The following is a 21,196-nucleotide window of genomic DNA, read 5'->3' as shown; positions in this document are numbered from 1 at the left end:
AAGAATCGGGGCGAAGGGAGTGGGAAGTCATGCTGACTGGCGTTACGGTTGTCGATTTTTCTCGTCATCTGCCTGGGCCGATCTGCACCATGCGACTCGCTGATCTGGGAGCGGAAGTCATCGAGGTGGAGGCGTTTCGCGAAGACGAGCACGCCTCGGCGGTTTTTCCCAGCCCGTCTGCGGCCAGAGAAACGGGAGCGTTTTCCTTGCGTTCGCATCGCAATCACAAGAGCATTTCGCTTAACCTGCGGACAGATGAAGGAAAGGCGCTCGCGTTTGCTCTCGCCAGACAGGCTGACGTCGTGGTGGAAAGCTACCGTCCAGGTGTCATGCGCCACCTCGGGCTTGACTACGATCGCCTGTGGGCCGCTCACCCGGCTGTCATCTACTGCTCGGTCACCGGGTACGGACAGAGCGGGGAGATGCATCAGCTCGGCGGGCACGATCTCAACGTTCAGGCGGTCAGCGGCTTTCTCTCCCTGCTGCGCGATGCTTCCGGCAAGCCAGTCCTGGCAGACATTCCTCTCTCCGATTACGCCCTGGGTCTGTACGCAAGCGAGCAAATTTGCGCGGCGCTGGTGCAGCGGGCGCGAACCGGGCGCGGCGCCTATCTGGACGTGGCCGCCGCCGACTTGCTCGCGGCGTGGGTAGGGCTGCAGGCGATTTTTACGGCTTGCCAGGCTACCGCGAGTACGAATCAGAGCAAAAAGGGGCTGTTGGCGCATCAGGTGTTTGAAACCGCCGACGGGCAGTACGTGGCGCTCGCCGCTGTGGAGGAGCGCTACTGGCTGAGCTTTTGCCGGGCGGTGGGCCGGGCTGACTGGGAGGCGTATCACCGCGGGACGATCGCGGAGCACCCCGAGGTATGGGAGGAGCTGAAAGCCTTGTTTTTATCCCGCACACAGGCGGAGTGGAACGAGCTGGGGAGCGATGTGGATTGCTGTCTGACGGCGGTGGAGGAAATGGAAAACTGGTCGAATATTCGCTATGTGTCCGAGCGGGAAATTGCCTACACGCTTCCTTTTCTGGACAAGCGGGAGCCGACCGGCGCAGCGAAAAGCTCTCGCCCTGGCGCTTCCAACCGCAAAGCTCCTCCGTGGCATGCCGACTGCACGGCAGAGTTGCTCAGGCGAAAGCTGAACATAACGGATGAAGGCTTGCGCAAGCTCAAGCGGCAAGGCGTCATCCCGGAGTCGTCCGTATAGAAAGGAGAAGAGACAACTATGGAGCAAGAAGTCCAAGCAACCCCGCTTTTGGTGAAAAAAGAAGAGGGCGTCTGCACGATCACGCTCAATCGGCCGCGCGTGCTGAACGCGATGACGGTCGAGATGTTTGCGCTGTTGCAAACGTCGATTGCGGAGGCGGCGGATGACCCGGAGGTGGAAGTGCTCATTCTCAGAGGAGCAGGCGGCAATTTTTGCTCCGGCGCTGATTTGACCGTGCTGACGGCGCTAAGCGAAAAAGACGAAGCGGATGAGGCGCTTGCGGTCATTAACGATTTTATTGCGCGGCTGCACCAGATGCCGAAGCCGGTAATTGCCGTCGTGGAAGGGGTGGCGGTCGGAGCGGGGCTCAATCTGGCGCTGCATGCCGATTTTGTCATTGCCACGACAGATGCCGTGCTGCAGGAGCCGTTTGTCCAGATCGGACTGACTACCGACTTTGGCGGCACGTATTTGCTGCCGCAACTGGTAGGAACGGCATGGGCGAAACGACTGGCTCTGCTCGGGGAAAAAATTTCCGGGCAAACAGCCGAGCAGATTGGCTTGATCTATCGTGCGGTTGAGCCAGCGCTCATCGAGCAGGAGGTGGAAGCGCTGGTGGCTGCCGTGCGGCGCTTGCCGCGACAGGCGTATGCCGTTACGAAAGAAGGGCTGGGACGGTGCCAGTTTAACGGGCTGGAGTACGCGCTCGCCTGGGAAAAGCAGCAGCAGCCGTCCTTGATCGCCCATCCTGCGTTTCAATCGCTGGTACGTGCCAAAATGAAACGGACGTAAAAACGCTACAGCGCTACTTCGGCAAAGGGATGTTCAGCTCGTGAATGCGCTGGCCGGATTCCGCGCTTTCCTCGAACAAGGTAAGGACAGGGGCTTTCAGCTTGGCGGCGTCGAGACTCAGGTTGATGGCGAACGTGCCCCATTCGGGTGCCCCTTGGCTGGCTGTGACAAAGCTGTCGGCCAGCGTGTTGCCTTCGTCTGTCACGACAAAGCGCACGGTAGCTTCGAACACGCGGGATTCGCCTTTTACGGCGTATTGGCCGGGTCCTGTTTTCGTTACGGCGATGTTGCGAAACGCTTCGTTCTCGTACTTGCCGCCTTGCTCGCCGGCAGGCTGTTCCGTGGCGCTGCTAGGCAACGGAAGTGCAGCGGCTGGCACACAGACGGAGCCGACCGCGAGAAGTGACACGATCATCAGTTTTTGGGGAAAACGCATGCGATCCCTTCCTTTTCCAGAGTGATGCTACGTTTTTAAGATGGCGTGCCAGCAACTGTTTTATGCTGGAAAAGTCGCTCGCCTCAACAATGGGAACGGGGAAGGGAAGAATATCCGTTGAGCGAGAGTGAATTGTGTGGTAAAGTAGGGATATCAAGATCCTGCGATGTACGTAAGACCGTAAATGTTTCTAACCTTATACGTGTTTTTCGGGAGACGGAAATTTGCGTTGGATGTCAGGCCCACCTCCCTTTTGGGGATGCATGGGAAGGCTGAAGGGCAGAAGGGTCACCCACCTGTGTGAGCGCAGGTTATAGAAACATGAGGTCAACGGCAGAGCGGGGACTTGGCAGCATGCAAAAGCAAAGATTGGCCGATAGCATGAAAAAACCACTTGGAGACTTCCAGGTGGTTTTTCTATGTTTGGGGTGCGGAGCGAGACGACGTGCAGGACGTTGTTCGTCTCAATGGGTCGTTTTGTTTTGCTTGCCGGAACCGTGTCCCTGGCCCTGGCTTTGTCTGCGCCCCGAATCCTGGCCGTCCTGCTGGTCGTTGTTTATGATCGTCAGGCTTTGCTCTAGCGATTGCGAATCTTGGGCGTCCTGCAGAATTTGGTACATTTGCAAAAAGTTCGCTTTTTGACCTTCCGGAATCCCTTTGATGCGGACGGTCAATTCTTGTGGACCGCTTTGCTGTCCTTGCCCCTGTCCGCCTTGGCTGCTCTGCCCGCTTCCTTCGCCGGAGGTTGGCTGCTCGTCAAGAAAACTGAGGAACATGGAGTCGCTGTCCTGAAAATCTTGCCCGCCGCCACTCGATTGCTGCCCGCCGCCGTTCTGTCCACCGCTGCTTTGTCCGCCTTGTCCGCCGTTTTGCTGCTCAAACAATACGCTGAACTCGTTTAGATCAGTCTGGATGATGCCGATGACGTTCATCCTGATCCTCCTTCCAAAATTGAAAATGGGCTGGAATCCTGTTTCTTGCCAAAGGAGCGTGCAACAAGCCCTTCACCACTGCGATGGCAAATGCCGTAAACACCAAGCTCGATCATCAGTAAGGCTGGCCAGGCAGGACACGGCGCGGACCAAAAAGGCGAACACGAACCAAAACAGTCAGTCGTGCAAGCAAACTATGGTTGCGGGGCGAAGCAGGATAAGGAGCAGCAAGCAGCACGAAAGGCAAGCAAGCGGGTCATGCTTGCCTTTGATGCAACCGGAGGTGACGTTTTCGACCGCCAACGCCCGGCGAAACAATGCGTCCGTTTTCGTTAGCGTATGCAGGCTGATTCAAAAACGAGGACACCCATCCATGCTCTTAGTATGAGCTTAGGGAGTTTCGCTATGCGTGGGGGAAGCGTTCGCTTTCAGGCGGCGAACGAGCGCTTCATCCGGGGTGACGTACAACGTGCGCTGCTGCTCGTAAATGACGTAGCCTGGCTTGGCGCCGCTCGGCTTTTTGACGTGCCGAATCAAGGTGTAGTCGACAGGAATCTGGCTGCCTTCTTTGGCGCGGCTGAAATAGGCGGCCAGGTTGGCGGCTTCGAGCAAGGTTTGATCGGAAAACTCGCGGGCGCGGATGACGACGTGGGAGCCGGGAATGTCTTTTGTATGCAGCCACGTTTCATGCGCAAAAGCCAGCTTGTTTGTCAAAAACTCGTTTTGCTTGTTGTTTTTTCCGACCAAAATTTCGGTGCCGTCTGACGAGACGTACCGTTCCAGCTCGGGGCGCGTATCCTTTTTCTTGCGCGGTCCGCGCTTTTTCCGGTCGCGCATGTAGCCTTGCTCGACCAGCTCTTCGCGAATTTCTTCCGCTTCCTTCAGGCTGGCGTGGCCGAGTTGGACCAAAAGGCCGTCCAGGTAAAGAATTTCCGCTTTGGCTTGCTCGATCTGCTCGCTGACGATTTGCAGGCTGTTTTTCGCTTTGTTGTACCGTTTGTAATAGGCCTGCAAATTTTCCGAAGGAGTCTTCAACGGGTCGAGCGGGATGGTGATGGTGCTGCCAGCCTCGTCGTACCAGTTGACGGTGACCAGTTCGGTGTCGCCGCGCTTCATCTGATGCATGTTGGCGGTAATCAGCTCGCCGTACAGACGGAACAAATCGGCGTCGTGCGCCTCCTGTAGCGTTTGCTCCAGTTTCTCGATCTTCTTTTCGTTTTTGTTGCGCTCGGCGGTGACGAAGCGAATCAGGTCGTGGGCGCGTTGCTTGACCGTATCGCGCAGAGCTTTGCCCTCGTAAAATGCCTGCAGGCAGGCTTGCACGGAAGGGTACGGCGTGGCGGTGCCATCGCCGCCATCGGTCAGGTGCGTCAGCTCGACGACGTGAAAATACGCTTTGTCGGGGCGTTCCACAATCGCAGGCGCGTAGTTGTGCGCCTTGACCGCTTCCATGACCGAGGAAAAAGCTTGCCACAGCGTGTCGCGATTGGCCAGCTTTGCCCGGTGGACGATTTCTTTTGCCAAAAGCGGGCTGATGCCCATGTAGCGGTCGACGATTTGCTTGTCCAGCCGCCCGCTGTTCCAATCGATGGAGGAAATGAACGCCTGCTCGGTGACGGTGAGCGGATCGTGTTTGTCCTGGCTCGGCGGGGAGACGTACGGACGTCCAGGGGTGACTTGCCTGTATTGGCTGATCGCCAGCGTCACGTGCATGGCACTGTCGAGAATCGTTCCCGTTGCCGGATCGACGAGAATAATGTTGCTGTGCTTGCCCATGATTTCCATGATAATGCGGCGGAGCGCCGTGTCTCCCAGCTCGTCGCGGGTGCGGATATCCATGTGGATGATCCGCTCCATGCCGATCTGTTCGATCGATTCGATCAGCCCGCCTTCACAATGCTTGCGCAGCAGCATGCAAAACATCGGAGCTTCCAGCGGATTCGTAAACTCTTCGGTCGTAAGGTGAATCCGGGGGTACGTCGGATTGGCAGACAGCAAGAGCTTGACTGTTTCTCCCGGCGTGCGTACTTGCATGACAATATCGCTGTGGTGCGGCTGGTGAATCTTGGAGATGCGACCGCCGACACATTTATGTAACTCCCGCGCGACGGCACGGGTTACTACGCCATCAAATGCCACAATCACTCACCTCAATCGTTAAAAATGCCTGGAACGTAAAAAAAGATGCCAGAAATGGTTGCCAGTCACAGTGTAGCACAAAGCGGGGGAGGGAGGAATCTTGTTGTCGCCCTGCGGCTTCGGTTGACACTGCCAAGAGTTGTCTCCTATAATAAATTAACGATTTTGCGTCTGTGGAAGTGAAAACGATGGTTCGGAGCATGACAGGTTATGGACGGAAAGAGGATAGCAGGGGCGCTGTGCGGTTGACGGTGGAGATTCGCGCCGTCAATCATCGGTATTCCGAGATACAGGTACGCCTGCCAAAAGCTTGGAGCATGCTGGAGGACCAGGTGCGCAAGCTGGTGAGCCGGTACGTCCGCAGAGGTCGTGTCGATGTGACCATTGCGATGGACGGGAAAAGTCAGACGGCTTCCGCTGTCGAGATCGACTGGCAGGTGGCCGAGCAGCTCGTCTCGCTGTCGCGCACGATGGCTGAGCGCTTTTCGTTGCAGGAGCCGCTTGGCGTCAAGGAGCTTTTGCTCTTCCCTGGCGTGTTACATACAAAAGAAATGACAGAAGACAGCGACGAAGCGGCCGAATGGCTGCTGGATCAGGTCAAGGCTGCAGCGATCGATTTGCTCTCCATGAAAGAGGCGGAGGGCAAGCAACTGTACGCTGATTTATCCGGACGGCTCGCACAGATTGAAGCGTGGGTCAAAGAGCTTCAGCAATTGGCTCCTGTGGGAATCGAGGAGTACCAGACCCGTCTTCGCCAGCGATTGAACGAATGGGCCAGCCAGGCTCCTTTTGAATTGGACCTTGCGCGCGTGGCTCAGGAGGTTGCTTTTTTCGCTGACAAGAGCGATATCAGTGAGGAGATTACCCGCCTGGAAAGCCATTGTCTCCAGTTTGCCAAACAGTTGGAAGCAAGCGAAGCGATCGGGCGAAAGCTGGATTTTTTGCTCCAGGAAATGAACCGGGAAGCCAATACTATCGCTTCCAAGGCGAATTATTTGCCCATTTCCCACCTCGCTGTGGAAATCAAGACGGAACTGGAGAAAATGAGAGAGCAAGTACAGAACGTCGAGTAGCATGAAAGGATGGGCTGGGCCGTTATGGCAATCAAGCTAATCAATATCGGATTTGGCAATATTGTGAATGCCAACCGCATTATTTCCATTGTAAGTCCGGAATCTGCTCCGATCAAACGGATCATTCAGGAAGCGCGCGATCGCAACATGCTCGTGGACGCTACCTATGGACGCCGGACGCGTGCTGTGATTATTACAGATAGCGATCACGTCATCTTGTCAGCGGTACAGCCGGAAACAGTGGCGCAGCGCCTCTCGACGAAGGACGACGAATCGGACGAATAAAGTAGGAGTGTAAACAATGAGCATGGTTGATCGCGGTCTCCTTTTGATTCTCTCCGGACCTGCGGGAGTGGGGAAAGGCACGGTATGCAAGGCCCTTCGGGAAAGAATGCCCGAGCTGGTGTATTCCGTATCGGCTACCACACGTTCTCCGCGCCCGGGCGAGGTGGAAGGAGTTAATTACTTTTTCAAGACAAAGGAAGAGTTCCAGCAAATGATTGAGCAGGACGCTCTTCTGGAATGGGCAGAATACGTAGGAAACTTCTACGGCACGCCCCGCCAGTTTGTGGATGAAATGCTGAACGAAGGGCGCGACGTGATCCTGGAGATCGAAGTCCAGGGCGCGCTGCAAGTAAAACAGCGCTTTCCGCAAGGGACGTTCCTGTTCCTGGCCCCGCCTGATCTGAACGAGCTGGAAAACCGGATCGTGGGACGGGGAACGGAGACGGAGGATGTGATCCGCAAGCGGATGGAAGTCGCCCGCGCCGAAATCGAGCTGATGGATCATTACGATTACGTAGTGGTCAACGATGTGATCGAATCAGCCTGCGATCGCATTCAGGCGATTATTACAGCCGAGCACCTGAAAAAAGATCGTCAGGTTCACAAATATCGCAAATGGTTGAAGGAGGTTGAATAGTTTTATGTTGTATCCATCTATCGACGAATTGACCGCAAAAGCGGAAAGCAAGTACATCCTGGTGACCGTAGCTTCCAAGCGCGCCCGCCAATTGCGTGAAAACAGCGAAATGCAGGTAGTCAAACCAAAATCCAAAAAGTTTGTAGGCGTCGCGCTGGAAGAGTTTATCTCCGACGAGCTGGTGCACGAGTTTTTGGACGGACGTAAATAAGAGCTTGCTTTGAAAAAACAACCTGTATGCAGGTTGTTTTTTTGTGGGCATTTGTTTGAAAAATATATTTCAATATTTTTAAGTCGAGTTCCAGCTTGGCGTTTTTTTGGGAAAATTAATCGTATGATAAAATGGAAATAAAACTAAATATATGTTATATTATTCCATGTAAATATTTTCTGAGTGGAGTGGTTAATTGTGAAAAAAGTAGTTTCTTTGGCTGTTGCCGTCTCATTAGCCATACACAAACAATCGATCAAGCAGTGGACGTAGGAGAGCTTCAATTGATTTTCAATACCAAAACTATTATTCCGTAGACAAAAACGGATATTACCTAAACGAAGAAGCAAGTCAGGTAATCCCTGAGAAAACTTATAAGCTGCTAAAAGAAACCTTTGATAAAACTAACGAAATTTTTAAAACAAAACAGATCAATAGAATTGGAAAAAGAGTAAAAGGAGGGGAAATAACAAGTGCTGAAGGTTTTTCAACATATGCTGTAGATGAAGGATACACATACTATGGAAAAGATTCTGATACTTATTACTATGTAGGACCAAACTGGGATGTTGGGAATTGGCTCTACATAAGCGATGATGATACTAGATGGCTCGCGAATGTATTGGTTGGGGTAACTCTTGCGACGACTGTAGCAGGGATCATTTTGTCGCTTTTCCCAGCGACGAAAGGCTTGGGCGTGTCTTCGGCTATTATTGCTGCCATTACGGGTGCGGGCGCAGCGTATATCGCTAATGTCAACAAAGGGTACGGCATCGTAGTAAGGGCATATAGCGGTGGAGTAACCTTAAAAGCACGGAAATATTAAAAACGAGGAAGTGGGTAAAAATTACTGTCTATTATCCTTACCTCATATCGCTTCTGATTGTTGTATCGTGCGGAGTTAGCTACTTTCAAAAAAATTCCAAAATCATGCAACTGAATATCGGTTTATTAGCCTTATATCCATACCTGATCAATCAGGACTATTGGGTCACGAGTTTGGTCCTGCTGCTTATAGCTTATATTGTGGCAATGGTGAAAAGGAAAAATGAATAACGAATCGTCTGATCTTAAAAATATAGAAAAGTTCGTCATAAGGACGAGCTTTTTCTTTTTGATATAGAGATAAACCACTGAAATCATAGCGAACCGTTTTCTAGGTTACTCGTGAAAAGGGGAGGTTTTTTTATCGAAAATGGCAAATAGCGCCCCTGCTCTATGAGACCATCCATCCTAGACGAACGAATTGCGAATGCTAGAAAGTCTTGATATCCCAACATCGAAAAGACTATAGTGTAAATAGCTATAGACCAATGACAACCTGTATGCAGGTTGTTTTTTTCGGATAGGGAAGAAAGGGGAGTTACAGATGGATTCGCTCGCAGAAAAACGAATTGTGCTCGGCGTCTGTGGCGGGATTGCGGCCTACAAGGCGGCTGCGCTCACAAGCAAGCTGACGCAGGCCGGCGCACAGGTGCATGTCATCCTGACGGAAAATGCGATGAAATTCGTTCAGCCAGTGACGTTCCAGGCATTGTCTCATCAGCCTGTCTACACGGATACATTTTCGGAGCCAGACCCGCACGTCATCAGCCACATCGACCTGGCGGACAAGGCCGATCTTGTGCTGATTGCTCCCGCGACGGCCAATGTCATCGGCAAAATCGCAAACGGCATCGCGGACGACATGTTGACGACGACGTTGCTTGCGACGAAAGCTCCGGTGATGATCGCGCCTGCGATGAACGTGAACATGTACGAGCATCCGGCGGTTGCGGCCAATATGGAAAGGCTGGCGTCGTTTGGCTATCGGTTTGTGGAGCCGGGGGTCGGGCTGCTCGCATGTGGCTGGGTTGGCAAAGGGCGTCTGGCCGAGCCGGAGGAAATCGTCGAAGCGGTGCAGAGCTGGTTTAGGCAACAAGCTGCACGAGACACGCAAGCAGCAGCGAAGCAAGACTTGCTGGACAAGCACGTACTCGTCACAGCCGGACCGACCCGGGAAAAAATCGATCCGGTTCGCTACATCACCAACCACGCATCGGGCAAAATGGGCTACGCTATTGCGGAGGCAGCGCGTGACAGAGGGGCGCGCGTGACGTTGATTAGCGGCCCGACCGCGCTGCCGCGGCCAGAGGGCGTCGCGTTCGTCGCCGTCGAATCAGTACAGGAGATGTTCGACGCCGTCATGGAGCATTTGCCACAGAGCGATATCGTCGTGAAGTCGGCTGCTGTGTCCGACTATCGGCCGAAAACAGTGCAGGCGCATAAAATGAAAAAAGGCGACGGCCCCTTCGTGCTGGAGCTGGACAAAGCGCCTGATATTTTAAAAACAATCGGCGAGCGCAAAACGAAGCAGTTTGTCGTCGGGTTTGCTGCCGAGACGCAAGATGTGCTGCTGCATGCGCAGTCGAAGCTGGAACGCAAAAACCTCGATATGATCGTAGCCAACAACGTCCTCCTGGAAGGCGCAGGGATGGGCAGCGATACGAACATCGTCACTCTTTTGACGCGGGACGGCGAGCAATTGGCGCTGGAAAAACTGAGCAAGCGGGCTGTGGCCGACAAGCTGTTTGATGCCGTGCTGTTGAAGCTGCAGCAAAAGCCGCTGTCTGAACTGTCATGATCGCCCAGGTGATTGTGGACGTACCGGTCAATCGAACGAATCGCCCGTTTGACTACAAGGTACCGTCCTGGCTAAGCCCGTTGATCCGCGTGGGCAGCAGGGTCATCGTCCCGTTTGGCCCGCGCAAGCTGCAAGGCTACGTGATCGGGATCGTGGAGCAGGCGGAGGGGGAAATCGCGTCGGCGCGCTTGAAGGACGTCGAGCAGGTGCTGGACGATACGCCTCCGCTCACGCCAGAGTTGCTGGAGCTTGGTGAGTGGATGTCCCGCCAATACTTGTGCCCGTGGGTGACAGCCGTCCAGGCGATGATTCCGGCTGTCTTGAAAGGCAAGTCGGAAAAATGGCTGGTCGCGACAGAGGCGCTGGAGGCAGAAACGTGCGGCAACTCGGGGCTATTGTGGGAACTGGCGCGCAAACGGCAAATGCCGCTCGCAGAGGTGGAAAAGCAGTTTCCCGACGAGTACTTGCTCGTGCCGGGCTGGATATCGAGCGGCTTGTTGGCGACGGAATACCAGGTCACCGACCGGATTACGCGCAAGCAGCAATCGTTTGTGCGCAGCCTGCTGAGCGGGCCTGAGCTGGCAGAAGCAATCCGGTCCTTGCCAGCGCGGGCAGAGCAGATGAAAAGGGCGCTCGAACTGTTCCAGATGCATGAAGGCCAGTCTTTGTCCACCCAGATGCTGCAGGCGGAGTACGGAATCAGCCGTGCGTCGCTGAAGAATCTGGAAAAAAAAGGATTCGTCGCCATCGAGCAGGTGGAAGTGTACCGCGATCCGTATGCCAATCGCCGCTTTTTCGACAAGCCGAAGCCTGACTTTACCCCGCTTCAGCAACAAGTTTTGGCACCAATTTTGCAATCTATAAAAATGGGCACGTACGCCTCGTACTTGCTGCATGGCGTAACAGGCAGCGGCAAGACAGAAGTGTATCTGGAAGCGATCGAACAGACGCTGGCAAAAGGGCGCGAGGCGATTTTTCTCGTGCCGGAAATTTCTTTGACGCCGCAAATGGTGGAGCGGTTCAAGGCGCGGTTTGGCGCCGATGTCGCCGTCCTGCACAGCGCCTTGTCGCAGGGAGAGCGCTACGACGAGTGGCGCAAAATTATTCGCAACCAGGTAAAAGTGGTAGTCGGGGCGCGCTCGGCTATTTTCGCTCCTTTTCGCAATGTCGGCTTGATCGTGATCGACGAAGAGCATGAAAGCTCCTACAAGCAAGAAGAGACGCCGCGATATCACGCGCGGGAAGTCGCCCTCTGGCGAGCGAAAAGAAACGACGCCGTCCTGCTGATGGGGAGCGCGACGCCCGCCTTGGAGACGTACGCCTTGGCTACGCGCGGCAGATACGAGTTGCTGGAAATGCCCGAACGGGTAGGCAATCGCCCGATGCCGCAGGTGCACGTCGTCGATATGCGCGAGGAGCTGCATGCGGAAAATCGCTCCATGTTCAGCCGCAAGCTGCACGAAATGATTGCCGATCGGCTGCAAAAAGGCGAGCAGATGGTCATTTTCCTGAATCGGCGCGGCTTTTCCACGTTTGTCATGTGCCGTTCGTGCGGCTATACGATGCGCTGCATTCATTGCGACATTTCGTTGACCTACCATAAAACGAACCATACGGCGCGCTGCCATTACTGCGGCTACACGATCGCCCAGCCTGCGCACTGCCCGGAATGCCAGAGCGAGCATATCCGCTTTTTCGGCACGGGGACGCAAAAGGTGGAGGCGGAGCTGGCGAAGCTGTTTCCCGGCATCCGCGTGATCCGGATGGACGTGGATACGACGTCGCGCAAAGGCGCGCATGAAGAGTTGCTGAACAAATTCCGCAACGGGCAGGGCGACGTGCTGCTCGGGACGCAAATGATCGCCAAAGGGCTCGATTTTCCGCGAGTGACGCTGGCGGGCATTATCGCAGCGGACAGCTCGCTGCATTTGCCTGATTTTCGCGCGGCGGAAAAGACGTTCCAACTGCTCACGCAGGTCGGAGGACGCGCGGGGCGGCATGAGCTGGCGGGAGATGTCGTCATCCAGACGTACACGCCCGAGCACTACAGCATCGTTCACGCCACGCGGCACGACTATCCGGCATTCTACCGGGATGAAATGCTGCAACGCAGGCGCACAGGGTATCCGCCGTATTTCCGGCTGGTGCTCATCACGTTCAGCCACGAAGATGTGCCTGTCGTCATTCGCGGCGCGCATACGATGGCGGACTTTTTGCGGTCGCGGCTCGCCCAGACGACAATCGTGCTCGGGCCAGTCGCATCGCCTATTGCGCGCGTGAAGGATAGATTTCGCTTTCAGATCATGCTAAAATATCGGGATGAACCGCAACTGTCTGACCTGCTTGCCCAGGCGACGGCGGCATTTGAAGAGTGGAACAAACAGCAGAAAGTATTGATGACGATTGACGTCGATCCGTACGTGCTGCTTTAGGGAGGATATGATTCACATGGCAATTCGCACAATTGTAAAACATCCAGATCCGATTTTGCGTGAAAAGGCAATGAAGGTGACCAAGTTCAACTCCAACCTGCACAAGCTGTTGGACGATATGGCTGACACGATGTACGATGCAGAGGGCGTAGGCTTGGCTGCACCGCAGGTAGGCATCTCCAAGCGCGTGATTGTCATGGATTGCGGCGACGGGCTGATCGAAATCGTCAACCCGGAAATCGTCGACCACAAAGGCGAGCAGTTTGACTATCCGGAAGGCTGCCTGAGCATCCCGGGGCTGCGCGGAGATGTTCGCCGCCACCAATGGATCAAGCTGCGCGGACAGGATCGCTTTGGCAACGAAATCGAGCTGGAGGCCGAAGACCTGTTGTCCCGCTGCGCCCAGCATGAAATCGATCACCTGAATGGCGTGCTGTTCATCGACGTAGCCGACAAGGTCTATCAGGTGAACCCGGAAGAGGAAGGGGAATAACCGATTTGAAAGATGCTCGCATCCTGTTTATGGGTACGCCTGACTTCGCGGTTTCGAGCCTCGACGCGCTCATCGAAGCAGGCTATAACGTGATTGGAGTCGTGACACAACCGGATCGTCCCGTAGGACGCAAGCAAGTGTTGACGCCGCCCCCCGTCAAGGAGGCGGCTTTGCGTCATGGACTTGCTGTTTTGCAGCCGGAAAAAATCAAGGCAGAAGAAGCGCTGGAAGAAGTGCTGGCGCTGTCTCCCGACCTGATCGTGACAGCGGCTTACGGGCAAATTTTGCCCAAGCGGCTCTTGGATGCGCCGCCGTTTGGCTGCATCAATGTGCACGCCTCGCTTTTGCCGAAATATCGCGGCGGTGCGCCGATCCACAAAGCAATCGTCGACGGGGAAGCCGAATCGGGCGTGACGATCATGTACATGGTAGAGGCGCTGGACGCAGGGGACATGCTGTCCAAAGTCGTCGTGCCGATCGAGGAACGCGACACGGTCGGACTTTTGCATGACAAGCTGGCGGTCGCTGGCTCCCGGCTTTTGCTTGAGACGGTGCCTCGGCTGCTGGCAGGGGAGATTCAGCCGGAAGCGCAAGATCACTCGGCTGCGACATTTGCGCCGAATATCAAGCGGGCTGACGAAAAAATTGACTGGACGAAATCCGCCGCGCAAATCTACAACCAGGTACGCGGACTGAACCCATGGCCTGTCGCCTTCACGACATACGAAGGCAAAGTGTGGAAGCTGTGGTGGGTGGAAAAATGGCCCGAAGCTGGCAGCAAAAAAGCGCCGGGAACGATTATCGCCCGCGAGGAAGACGGCCTGGTCGTCGCGTGCGGCAGCGGGGCGGTCAAAATAACCGAATTGCAGCCGGAAGGCAAAAAACGGATGAGCGCTCTCGACTTTTTGCGCGGAGCGGGCAGCAGCATCGAAATCGGCACGAAGGTAGGAGAATAGCCCGTGGCAAAAAAGGGAGCGCGTGATATTGCGCTAGATGTATTGAACAGAGTCGAGGAACACAAATCGTACAGCAATCTGGAGTTGCGAGGCGTTCTGGACCGCGCGCAGCTCAGCGCGGCAGATACGGGGCTGGTGACAGAACTGGTGTACGGCACGATCCAGCGGAAGCTCACGCTCGATCACGTCCTGTCCCACTTTGTCGGGAACAAAAAGCTGCAGACGTGGGTGCGCAACCTGCTGCGGCTCAGCCTGTACCAAATCCGCTTTCTGGACCGTATCCCTGAGCGCGCAGCCGTTCACGAGGCGGTGGAAATGGCGAAGCGCCGAGGTCACCAAGGGATTGCTTCGATGGTCAACGGCGTCCTGCGCAACGTCTTGCGCCAGCCGGATGTGTGGGAGCGTCTGCCAAAAGGTGACCGCGCCACGCAGATCGCAGTAGAGCATTCCCATCCGGAATGGCTCGTTCGGCAATGGCTTACGGTGTACGGCGAAGCGACGACGATCGCGATCTGCGAAGCCAACAACCGCCATCCGCACAGCTCCATTCGCGTCAATTCGCTGAAAACAAGCGCGAGCGAATTGCTGGACAAGCTCGCGGCAGAAGAAACGGCGGCGAGGCAGTCGGCGCTCAGCCCGCAAGCGATTTTGGTAGAGGGTGGGCACGCGGCCGGCTCGCGCCTGTTTCGCGAAGGCTACTTTACGATTCAAGACGAAAGTTCCATGCTGGTAGCGCCTGCGCTTGCCGCCAAGCCAGGCATGCGCGTCCTCGACGCCTGCGCGGCTCCCGGCGGGAAAACGACGCATATCGCGGAGCTGATGGAAAATCGCGGGCACATCGTCGCGTGCGACCTTCACCCGCACAAGCGCGACCTGATTGCGCAAACGGCAAAGAGGCTCGGCATCTCCATCATCGAGCCGATCACGAGCGATGCGCTCGATTTGCCAGACAGAGGCTTGGGGACGTTCGACCGGATTTTGCTCGACGCGCCGTGCTCGGGCTTCGGCGTCATCCGGCGCAAGCCAGACTTGAAATGGAACAAAACGCCAGAGGATGTTCGCGCGATTGCCCAGTTGCAGTACGAACTGCTCAAGGCGCTGGCGCCGATGCTTGCGGCAGATGGCGTTCTCGTGTACAGCACGTGCACGATTGAGCCAAAAGAAAACCAGGAGATCGTCCAGCGCTTCATCAAGGAGCACCCGGAGTTTGTCCTGGACGAGACGCTTGCGCACGACTTGCCAGAGGCCGCTCGGGCGCATGTGGACGAGACAGGGGCATGCGTGCAGATTTTGCCGCATCATTTTGAGAGTGATGGCTTCTTTATCGCGCGTCTGAAACGAAAAAGATAGCAAGAGAGGGGTGGCGCGCCAACTGCGAAAAATGCCACTCCTTTGCCTTTGTTTGCGCTTCTGCAGATTGGTTTACACTAGGAAAAGGGATGCATTTCTGAAATGGATGCCAAAACCGTTTGAAGCGCGACGCGAGGCGAGGTACAATGATAGAATGACGATTTGTGCAAGCAATGATTTTGAGGATGTGGAAAAGAAATGCCATTCACGACATTTACAGGCGAAAAGCCGCTTATTTACAGCTTGACTCAAGACGAACTGAAAGAATGGCTCATCAGCGCAGGTGACAAAGCTTTTCGCGCCCAGCAAATTTTTGACTGGCTGTACGTAAAGCGTGTGACTTCCTTTGATGAGATGAGCAATCTTTCCAAAGACCTGCGGCAAAAGCTCGCCGAGACGTTCCGCCTGGATTCTTTGAAAGAAATTACGCATCAGCAATCGACGGACGGAACGATCAAGTTTTTGTTCCAGCTCGTGGATGGTCACGCCATCGAAACGGTCATCATGCGCCACAGCTACGGAAACAGCATCTGTGTCACGACGCAGGTCGGCTGCCGGATCGGCTGCACGTTTTGCGCCTCCACGCTCGGCGGGCTGAAGCGCAACCTCGATGCGGGCGAGATCGTTTCCCAGGTGCTGATGGCCCAGCGCAAGCTCGATGCAGAGGGCGAGCGCGTCAGCCACGTCGTGGTGATGGGGATTGGCGAGCCGTTTGAAAACTTCGAGAGTCTGATGGCCTTTTTGTCGATCATCAACGACAACCGGGGATTGAACATCGGCGCCCGCCATATTACCGTCTCCACCAGCGGAATCGTGCCGAAAATTTACGAGTTTGCCGAGCGCGGCGGACAAGTGAACCTGGCGATTTCCCTGCACGCGCCCAATACGGAGCTGCGCAGCAAGCTGATGCCGATCAACCGCGGCTTTCCGCTTGACAAGCTGATGGAAGCGTGTCGTCATTATATTAACAAGACAGGTCGTCGGATCAGCTTCGAGTACGGTCTGTTCGGCGGGAAAAACGATCAGCCCGAGCACGCCGAGGAACTGGCCGACCTGATCGGAGACATGCTCTGCCACGTCAATCTGATTCCGGTCAACTACGTGCCCGAGCGCGATTACGTGCGTACACCACGCAACGAAATTTTTCAGTTCAAACGCATTTTGGAGGAAAAGGGAATCAATGTGACCATCAGACGTGAACAAGGCAGTGATATCGCCGCTGCCTGCGGTCAACTGAGGGCACAACACGCTAAAGAAACCGTGGGGTGAAGCCATGGAAATCGCGATGAAATCCCATGTTGGCCGCGTCCGTCAGATCAATGAGGACTACTATGCCTGTGTTGCCGATCTGAACGGACGCGTGCTGGCCATTGTTGCAGACGGTATGGGCGGCCATCAGGCTGGGGACATTGCCAGCCGCCTTGCTGTTGAGCGAATAGTAAAAGAACTGCGCCACCTGGATGGGCAACTCGACGCAGAAGACGCGCGCGAGCAACTGATGAATGCCGTTCTGCTTGCCAACAGGGAAGTCTACGATTACGCTGTGAACCATCCAGAGTGCAGCGGAATGGGGACGACCGTTGTGGCGGCGCTGTTGGGAGAATCTTCCGTTATCACCGCCCATATTGGCGACAGCCGTCTGTATTTTTACAATGCAGACGGGCTGGTGATGAAGACAGAGGACCATTCTCTGGTGAACGAACTCTTGAAAAGCGGACAAATCACCGAGGAAGAAGCATCGGTCCATCCGCATCGAAACGTGATTATGCGTTCGCTCGGCACGGAGCCGGATGTGTTGATTGATTTGGGACAGTTCGAGTGGTCGGAGGGCGATGTCGTCCTCATCTGCTCGGATGGTCTCACGAACAAGGTAGGCCATGCCTCTCTGGAAAATTGGTTACAGAAACAGATATCGCTGCAAGCAAAAGTGGACGGTCTGGTGCAGGAAGCGCTGGATGCCGGTGGGGAAGACAACATTACGCTGGTTGCTGTCCAAAAAAAGCTTGATGTCGGTCAGAAAGAGGGGTGAGAGAGATGGAAGGTCAACGACTGGGAGGACGGTATCAATTGGAATCCCGCGTCGGCGGAGGCGGTATGGCGATCGTATACAAAGCCAGGGATTTGATCCTGAATCGTCCGGTGGCCGTCAAAGTGCTGCGCTCGCAGTTTGGTACGGACGAAGACTTTGTCAATCGGTTTCGGCGTGAAGCGCAGGCGGTGGCAAGCTTGTCTCACCCCAATGTGGTCGGGGTGTACGATGTAGGCCAGGAAGGCGACACGCACTACATGGTGATGGAGTACATAGAAGGCTGCACGCTCAAGGAAGTCATTATCCAGCGTGGGGCATTGCCCGTAGAGGAGGCAGTGCGCATCGCCGAGCAAATTTGCGATGCACTCGATCACGCGCATCAAAACCAGATCATTCACAGAGACATCAAGCCGCACAATATCATGATCGGAAAAAATGGCAGAGTGAAGGTGACGGACTTCGGTATCGCGCGCGCCGTTACTTCTGCTACGATTACCCATACGAACGCCATGCTTGGCTCTGTCCATTATTTTTCGCCGGAACAGGCGCGTGGCGGGATTACGGGAGAAAAGTCCGATATTTACTCGCTCGGGATCGTGCTGTATGAGATGGTGACCGGGGAGCTGCCGTTTTCCGGCGATTCGCCGATATCGGTGGCGCTCAAGCATTTGCAGGAGCCGTTGCCCGAGCCGCGTCAGGTAAACCCGAACATTCCGCAAAGCGTGGAAAACGTCATCTTGAAGGCGCTGGTCAAAGATCCGTTTCTTAGGTACGCATCCGCGCGGGAAATGCTTGAAGATTTGGAGACGTGCCTGTTTCCGGAACGGTTGAACGAAGAAAAGCTAACCTTCCCGGTGGATGAGGAGATGACGCGCGTCGTTCCGATTATTACACCGGAGATGATGGAAGGGCACACGAGCGGCCGAACAGGAGTCGGACAGCGCAGCCGCCATGAGCCGTCCGAAGAAGACGAGGATGATAAGCCGCCGAAAAAATGGTGGGTCAAGGCTCTTTTCTGGGTCGGTGGCATTGGACTGTTTTTCGTGCTTGCGTTCTTCGGTTTCAACTTCTTGTTGAACGTGTTCCCTTCCATTCCTGAGGTGCCTGTTCCGTATGTGGAAGGAATCCAAGTGGAACTCGCCGAGGACAAAATCAAGGAAAAAAATCTCGTACCGCAGATTGTAGAAGAAGCAAGCGATACGATCGAAAAAGGCATGGTCATCCGTCAGGACCCGGCCCCGCCGATGAGGCTGAAGGAAAAGGCCGTCGTCACCTTGTACGTCAGCAAAGGCCAGGAACTGATCGACATGCCGAATCTGGTCACGCTGCCGCGGGCAACGGCGGAGGAAACGTTGAAAAAGAACGGCTTCAAGCTGGAAATGGTCACGTTCGTCGAGGAAGAGGACGACAAGGCCGAAGTGGGAACCGTCATCAAGCAGTCGCCGGAAGCGAATGAAAAGGTGTATCCGGGCAAGACGAGTGTGAAGGTGACGATCAGCAAAGGCAAAGCGTTTGTCCGCATGCCGGATGTGCGGGGAAAATCGGTGGAAGCGGCCCAAGTGGAACTGTTCAAAAAAGGGCTTGGTGTCGGAGAAATCAAGGAAGTGCCAACGTACACCACCGACAAGGCGGGCGAAGTGCTGAGTACGCATCCGTACGACCCGGGCATGCAGGTCCAAAAAGGCGTAGCCGTACCGCTGACCGTCAGCAACGGACAGTATCCGCAGGATGCCAAGTCTGCTGTAGCGACGGTGTACGTGGAAGTCGTACCGGGCGAGACCGTGGAAGTCAAGATCGAAGTGACAGACGCGCGCGGCGAAGCAAAAGTATTCCAGCAAGAAACAATCGCGGAAAACAAAGAATACGACGTGCCGGTCGTTCTCTCGCCGCAAAAAGACGCAGTTGTCCGAGCAACAGTCAAAAGGCAGAACGACACCGAATTCAGGGATTATCAAACCATTCCGATCTCGTATAACAGCTTGCCGTAGGATAGTGGAGGGACATGAATGCCAGAAGGACGGATTGTGAAAGCGCTGAGCGGCTTTTACTATGTAGCCGATGAGGGGCGCATCTACAGTTGCCGTGCAAGAGGGCTGTTCAAGAAAAAAGACGCCAAGGTGAACCCGCTCGTGGGCGACTGGGTCGTCTACGATGCGATCAATGAAGAAGAAGGCTATGTCATGGAGGTGGGCGAAAGGACCAATGAGCTGGTCCGCCCGCCCATTTCCAATGTAGATCAGGCTGTTCTCGTCTTTTCCATGTACAAGCCGATGTTTAGCTCGCTGCTTTTGGACAAGTTTTTGGCTCATACCGAGCACGTCGGGATCGATTCCGTCATTGTGCTGTCCAAAGCCGATCAGGTGTCGCAGGAAGAAGTGGACGCCATCGTGCGCCAATACGAGGCCATCGGCTATCAGGTGATTCCGACCTCGACGGTAGACGAGCGCGGCCTAGAGGAAGTGCGCTCCATTTTGCACGACCGGATTACCGTTTTCGCCGGGCAGTCAGGAGTGGGAAAATCATCGCTGATTAACACGCTGTTCCCTGGCGTCAGCCTGCAGACAGGCGATGTCAGCCAAAAGCTGGGACGCGGCAAGCATACAACCCGTCACGTCGAGCTGATCCCGCTTCCAGGCGGCGGCTATGTGGCCGACACGCCAGGCTTCAGTTCGCTGGAGTTCATCGACTTTACCGAGCTGGATCTGGCCGAGTCGTTCCGTGACTTTGCTGCCCTCAGCGCGGATTGCAAATTCCGCGGCTGTCTGCACGTAAGCGAGCCGTCATGTGCCGTCCAGGCGGCGCTGGCGGCAGGCGAGCTGAGCGAGGATCGCTACGAACACTACAAACAGTTCCGCGAAGAGCTGAAAGAATATCAACGGAGGAACAAACCATGGTAAAAATCGCACCTTCTATCCTGTCAGCGGATTTTGCCCGTCTGGGCGAGGAGATTCTCGATGTCGAGCGCGGGGGAGCAGACTGGATTCACGTGGATGTGATGGATGGACATTTTGTGCCGAACATCACGATCGGGCCATTGATCGTCGAGGCAATCCGTCCCGTGACCAAGCTGCCGCTGGACGTGCATCTGATGATTGAAGAGCCGGACCGCTACATCCCGCAGTTTGCCAAAAGCGGTGCGGACTGGATCACGGTTCATCAGGAAGCGTGCCGCCACCTGCACAGAACGCTCTACCTGATTAAAGAACAAGGCGTGAAGGCTGGTGTTGTGCTCAATCCGGCCACCCCGATTGCGACTATCGAGCCTGTGCTGCCTGATCTGGACATGGTGCTTTTGATGACCGTCAACCCTGGTTTTGGCGGGCAAAAATTCATCCACAACGTTGTGCCGAAAATCAAGGCGCTGCGCGACCTGCTGAACGAGCGCGGGCTGGGCCATGTCGAGATCGAGATCGACGGCGGCGTCAATGCCGAAACAGCGCGCCTGTGCGAAGAGGCGGGAGCGACTGTACTCGTCGCAGGCAGCGCGGTGTTCAACCAGCCTGATCGCGCAAAAGCGATTTCAGCGATTCGCGGATAAACGAAAACGGTGAACTGAACAGGAAAAAGCCATCTGCAACAAAACGGCGCAGATGGCTTTTTGGC

The 21,196-nt window shown here is 55.2% G+C and carries 19 protein-coding genes and 1 other RNA gene; 17 read left to right on the top strand and 3 right to left on the bottom strand.

Translation table 11 applies throughout. The features are described 5' to 3' along the window. The first annotated feature begins 29 nt into the window (after positions 1–29). Positions 30–1,205 (top strand): CaiB/BaiF CoA transferase family protein, encoded by a 1,176-nt coding sequence (locus tag AC27IT_RS10050; RefSeq protein WP_487091766.1) that lies wholly within the window; start codon positions 30–32, stop codon positions 1,203–1,205. An 18-nt stretch (positions 1,206–1,223) separates the two neighbouring features. Further along, positions 1,224–1,997, top strand: a complete 774-nt coding sequence (locus AC27IT_RS10045) for an enoyl-CoA hydratase/isomerase family protein (protein WP_429777021.1) — start codon at positions 1,224–1,226, stop codon at positions 1,995–1,997. A 13-nt stretch (positions 1,998–2,010) separates the two neighbouring features. Here AC27IT_RS10045 and AC27IT_RS10040 read toward each other — a convergent pair whose 3' ends face one another. Further along, a complete protein-coding gene (locus AC27IT_RS10040; protein WP_487091765.1) occupies positions 2,011–2,433 on the bottom strand; it encodes a Gmad2 immunoglobulin-like domain-containing protein in 423 nt (140 codons plus the stop codon). Between the two features lie 155 nt (positions 2,434–2,588). On the opposite strand from AC27IT_RS10040, the gene ssrS reads away from it, so the two are divergent. Continuing rightward, positions 2,589–2,782: non-coding RNA, 6S RNA (ssrS, locus tag AC27IT_RS10035), on the top strand. Between the two features lie 115 nt (positions 2,783–2,897). Here the strand turns inward: ssrS and AC27IT_RS10030 are convergent. Both AC27IT_RS10030 and AC27IT_RS10025 read right to left on the bottom strand, forming a co-directional pair. Further along, positions 2,898–3,365: a hypothetical protein gene (locus AC27IT_RS10030; protein WP_025844644.1), complete on the bottom strand. Its 468-nt coding sequence runs from the start codon at positions 3,363–3,365 to the stop codon at positions 2,898–2,900. A 390-nt stretch (positions 3,366–3,755) separates the two neighbouring features. Next, positions 3,756–5,504 carry an Rqc2 family fibronectin-binding protein gene (locus AC27IT_RS10025; protein ID WP_005831058.1) on the bottom strand — a complete coding sequence of 583 codons (1,749 nt, stop codon included), beginning with the start codon at positions 5,502–5,504 and terminating at the stop codon, positions 3,756–3,758. Between the two features lie 188 nt (positions 5,505–5,692). Here AC27IT_RS10025 and AC27IT_RS10020 point away from each other — a divergent pair, with 188 nt between their 5' ends. The 14 genes from AC27IT_RS10020 (at position 5,693) to rpe (ending at position 21,131) form a co-directional block, all read left to right on the top strand. Then, positions 5,693–6,577, top strand: coding sequence for a YicC/YloC family endoribonuclease (locus tag AC27IT_RS10020; protein ID WP_025844642.1), 885 nt, complete (start codon positions 5,693–5,695; stop codon positions 6,575–6,577). Between the two features lie 24 nt (positions 6,578–6,601). Next, positions 6,602–6,862 carry an extracellular matrix/biofilm regulator RemA gene (remA, locus tag AC27IT_RS10015; RefSeq protein WP_005831055.1) on the top strand — a complete coding sequence of 87 codons (261 nt, stop codon included), beginning with the start codon at positions 6,602–6,604 and terminating at the stop codon, positions 6,860–6,862. A 16-nt stretch (positions 6,863–6,878) separates the two neighbouring features. Next, the gene (gmk, locus tag AC27IT_RS10010) at positions 6,879–7,499 is read left to right on the top strand and encodes a guanylate kinase (RefSeq protein WP_007779210.1); all 621 of its coding nucleotides are present in this window, start codon (positions 6,879–6,881) and stop codon (positions 7,497–7,499) included. 4 nt (positions 7,500–7,503) lie between these two features. Continuing rightward, complete coding sequence (rpoZ, locus tag AC27IT_RS10005; protein ID WP_005831051.1) at positions 7,504–7,710, top strand: DNA-directed RNA polymerase subunit omega; 207 nt, start codon at positions 7,504–7,506, stop codon at positions 7,708–7,710. Positions 7,711–9,079: 1,369 nt separating this feature from the next. Continuing rightward, positions 9,080–10,333, top strand: coding sequence for a bifunctional phosphopantothenoylcysteine decarboxylase/phosphopantothenate--cysteine ligase CoaBC (coaBC, locus tag AC27IT_RS10000; RefSeq protein WP_429777020.1), 1,254 nt, complete (start codon positions 9,080–9,082; stop codon positions 10,331–10,333). Then, positions 10,330–12,765, top strand: coding sequence for a primosomal protein N' (gene priA, locus AC27IT_RS09995; RefSeq protein ID WP_327953460.1), 2,436 nt, complete (start codon positions 10,330–10,332; stop codon positions 12,763–12,765). Before coaBC ends, priA begins: the two co-directional genes overlap by 4 nt. A gap of 16 nt (positions 12,766–12,781) precedes the next feature. Beyond that, positions 12,782–13,258 carry a peptide deformylase gene (gene def / locus AC27IT_RS09990; protein ID WP_005831045.1) on the top strand — a complete coding sequence of 159 codons (477 nt, stop codon included), beginning with the start codon at positions 12,782–12,784 and terminating at the stop codon, positions 13,256–13,258. Between the two features lie 5 nt (positions 13,259–13,263). After that, on the top strand, positions 13,264–14,214 hold the full coding sequence (gene fmt / locus AC27IT_RS09985; protein WP_007779202.1) for a methionyl-tRNA formyltransferase: 951 nt from the start codon (positions 13,264–13,266) through the stop codon (positions 14,212–14,214). Positions 14,215–14,217: 3 nt separating this feature from the next. Next, positions 14,218–15,564: a 16S rRNA (cytosine(967)-C(5))-methyltransferase RsmB gene (gene rsmB, locus AC27IT_RS09980; RefSeq protein ID WP_487091764.1), complete on the top strand. Its 1,347-nt coding sequence runs from the start codon at positions 14,218–14,220 to the stop codon at positions 15,562–15,564. A 198-nt stretch (positions 15,565–15,762) separates the two neighbouring features. Then, positions 15,763–16,833: a dual-specificity RNA methyltransferase RlmN gene (gene rlmN / locus AC27IT_RS09975; RefSeq protein ID WP_005831039.1), complete on the top strand. Its 1,071-nt coding sequence runs from the start codon at positions 15,763–15,765 to the stop codon at positions 16,831–16,833. Between the two features lie 4 nt (positions 16,834–16,837). Beyond that, positions 16,838–17,593, top strand: coding sequence for a Stp1/IreP family PP2C-type Ser/Thr phosphatase (locus tag AC27IT_RS09970; RefSeq protein WP_005831036.1), 756 nt, complete (start codon positions 16,838–16,840; stop codon positions 17,591–17,593). Positions 17,594–17,598: 5 nt separating this feature from the next. After that, positions 17,599–19,581: a Stk1 family PASTA domain-containing Ser/Thr kinase gene (pknB, locus tag AC27IT_RS09965; RefSeq protein ID WP_026557359.1), complete on the top strand. Its 1,983-nt coding sequence runs from the start codon at positions 17,599–17,601 to the stop codon at positions 19,579–19,581. Between the two features lie 18 nt (positions 19,582–19,599). Further along, entirely contained in the window at positions 19,600–20,490 is an 891-nt protein-coding gene (gene rsgA / locus AC27IT_RS09960) for a ribosome small subunit-dependent GTPase A (RefSeq protein ID WP_007779188.1), read from the top strand. Then, complete coding sequence (gene rpe, locus AC27IT_RS09955; protein ID WP_025844629.1) at positions 20,484–21,131, top strand: ribulose-phosphate 3-epimerase; 648 nt, start codon at positions 20,484–20,486, stop codon at positions 21,129–21,131. The genes rsgA and rpe overlap by 7 nt, the downstream gene beginning before the upstream one ends. Positions 21,132–21,196 lie beyond the last annotated feature (65 nt).

Source organism: Brevibacillus sp. YAE8 (genome assembly GCF_057543335.1).
Note: the sequence above shows the minus strand (reverse complement) of the source record. Positions and strands in the feature narration are given on the sequence as shown.

What these genes read in the sequence shown, in the direction of transcription:
- AC27IT_RS10050 (WP_487091766.1), top strand. Translation starts at nt 30, where the DNA reads ATGCTGACTGGCGTTACGGTTGTCGATTTTTCTCGTCATCTGCCTGGG.
- AC27IT_RS10045 (WP_429777021.1), top strand. Translation starts at nt 1,224, where the DNA reads ATGGAGCAAGAAGTCCAAGCAACCCCGCTTTTGGTGAAAAAAGAAGAG.
- AC27IT_RS10040 (WP_487091765.1), bottom strand. Translation starts at nt 2,433, where the DNA reads ATGCGTTTTCCCCAAAAACTGATGATCGTGTCACTTCTCGCGGTCGGC.
- AC27IT_RS10030 (WP_025844644.1), bottom strand. Translation starts at nt 3,365, where the DNA reads ATGAACGTCATCGGCATCATCCAGACTGATCTAAACGAGTTCAGCGTA.
- AC27IT_RS10020 (WP_025844642.1), top strand. Translation starts at nt 5,693, where the DNA reads ATGGTTCGGAGCATGACAGGTTATGGACGGAAAGAGGATAGCAGGGGC.
- remA (WP_005831055.1), top strand. Translation starts at nt 6,602, where the DNA reads ATGGCAATCAAGCTAATCAATATCGGATTTGGCAATATTGTGAATGCC.
- gmk (WP_007779210.1), top strand. Translation starts at nt 6,879, where the DNA reads ATGAGCATGGTTGATCGCGGTCTCCTTTTGATTCTCTCCGGACCTGCG.
- rpoZ (WP_005831051.1), top strand. Translation starts at nt 7,504, where the DNA reads ATGTTGTATCCATCTATCGACGAATTGACCGCAAAAGCGGAAAGCAAG.
- coaBC (WP_429777020.1), top strand. Translation starts at nt 9,080, where the DNA reads ATGGATTCGCTCGCAGAAAAACGAATTGTGCTCGGCGTCTGTGGCGGG.
- priA (WP_327953460.1), top strand. Translation starts at nt 10,330, where the DNA reads ATGATCGCCCAGGTGATTGTGGACGTACCGGTCAATCGAACGAATCGC.
- def (WP_005831045.1), top strand. Translation starts at nt 12,782, where the DNA reads ATGGCAATTCGCACAATTGTAAAACATCCAGATCCGATTTTGCGTGAA.
- rlmN (WP_005831039.1), top strand. Translation starts at nt 15,763, where the DNA reads ATGCCATTCACGACATTTACAGGCGAAAAGCCGCTTATTTACAGCTTG.
- AC27IT_RS09970 (WP_005831036.1), top strand. Translation starts at nt 16,838, where the DNA reads ATGGAAATCGCGATGAAATCCCATGTTGGCCGCGTCCGTCAGATCAAT.
- pknB (WP_026557359.1), top strand. Translation starts at nt 17,599, where the DNA reads ATGGAAGGTCAACGACTGGGAGGACGGTATCAATTGGAATCCCGCGTC.
- rsgA (WP_007779188.1), top strand. Translation starts at nt 19,600, where the DNA reads ATGCCAGAAGGACGGATTGTGAAAGCGCTGAGCGGCTTTTACTATGTA.
- rpe (WP_025844629.1), top strand. Translation starts at nt 20,484, where the DNA reads ATGGTAAAAATCGCACCTTCTATCCTGTCAGCGGATTTTGCCCGTCTG.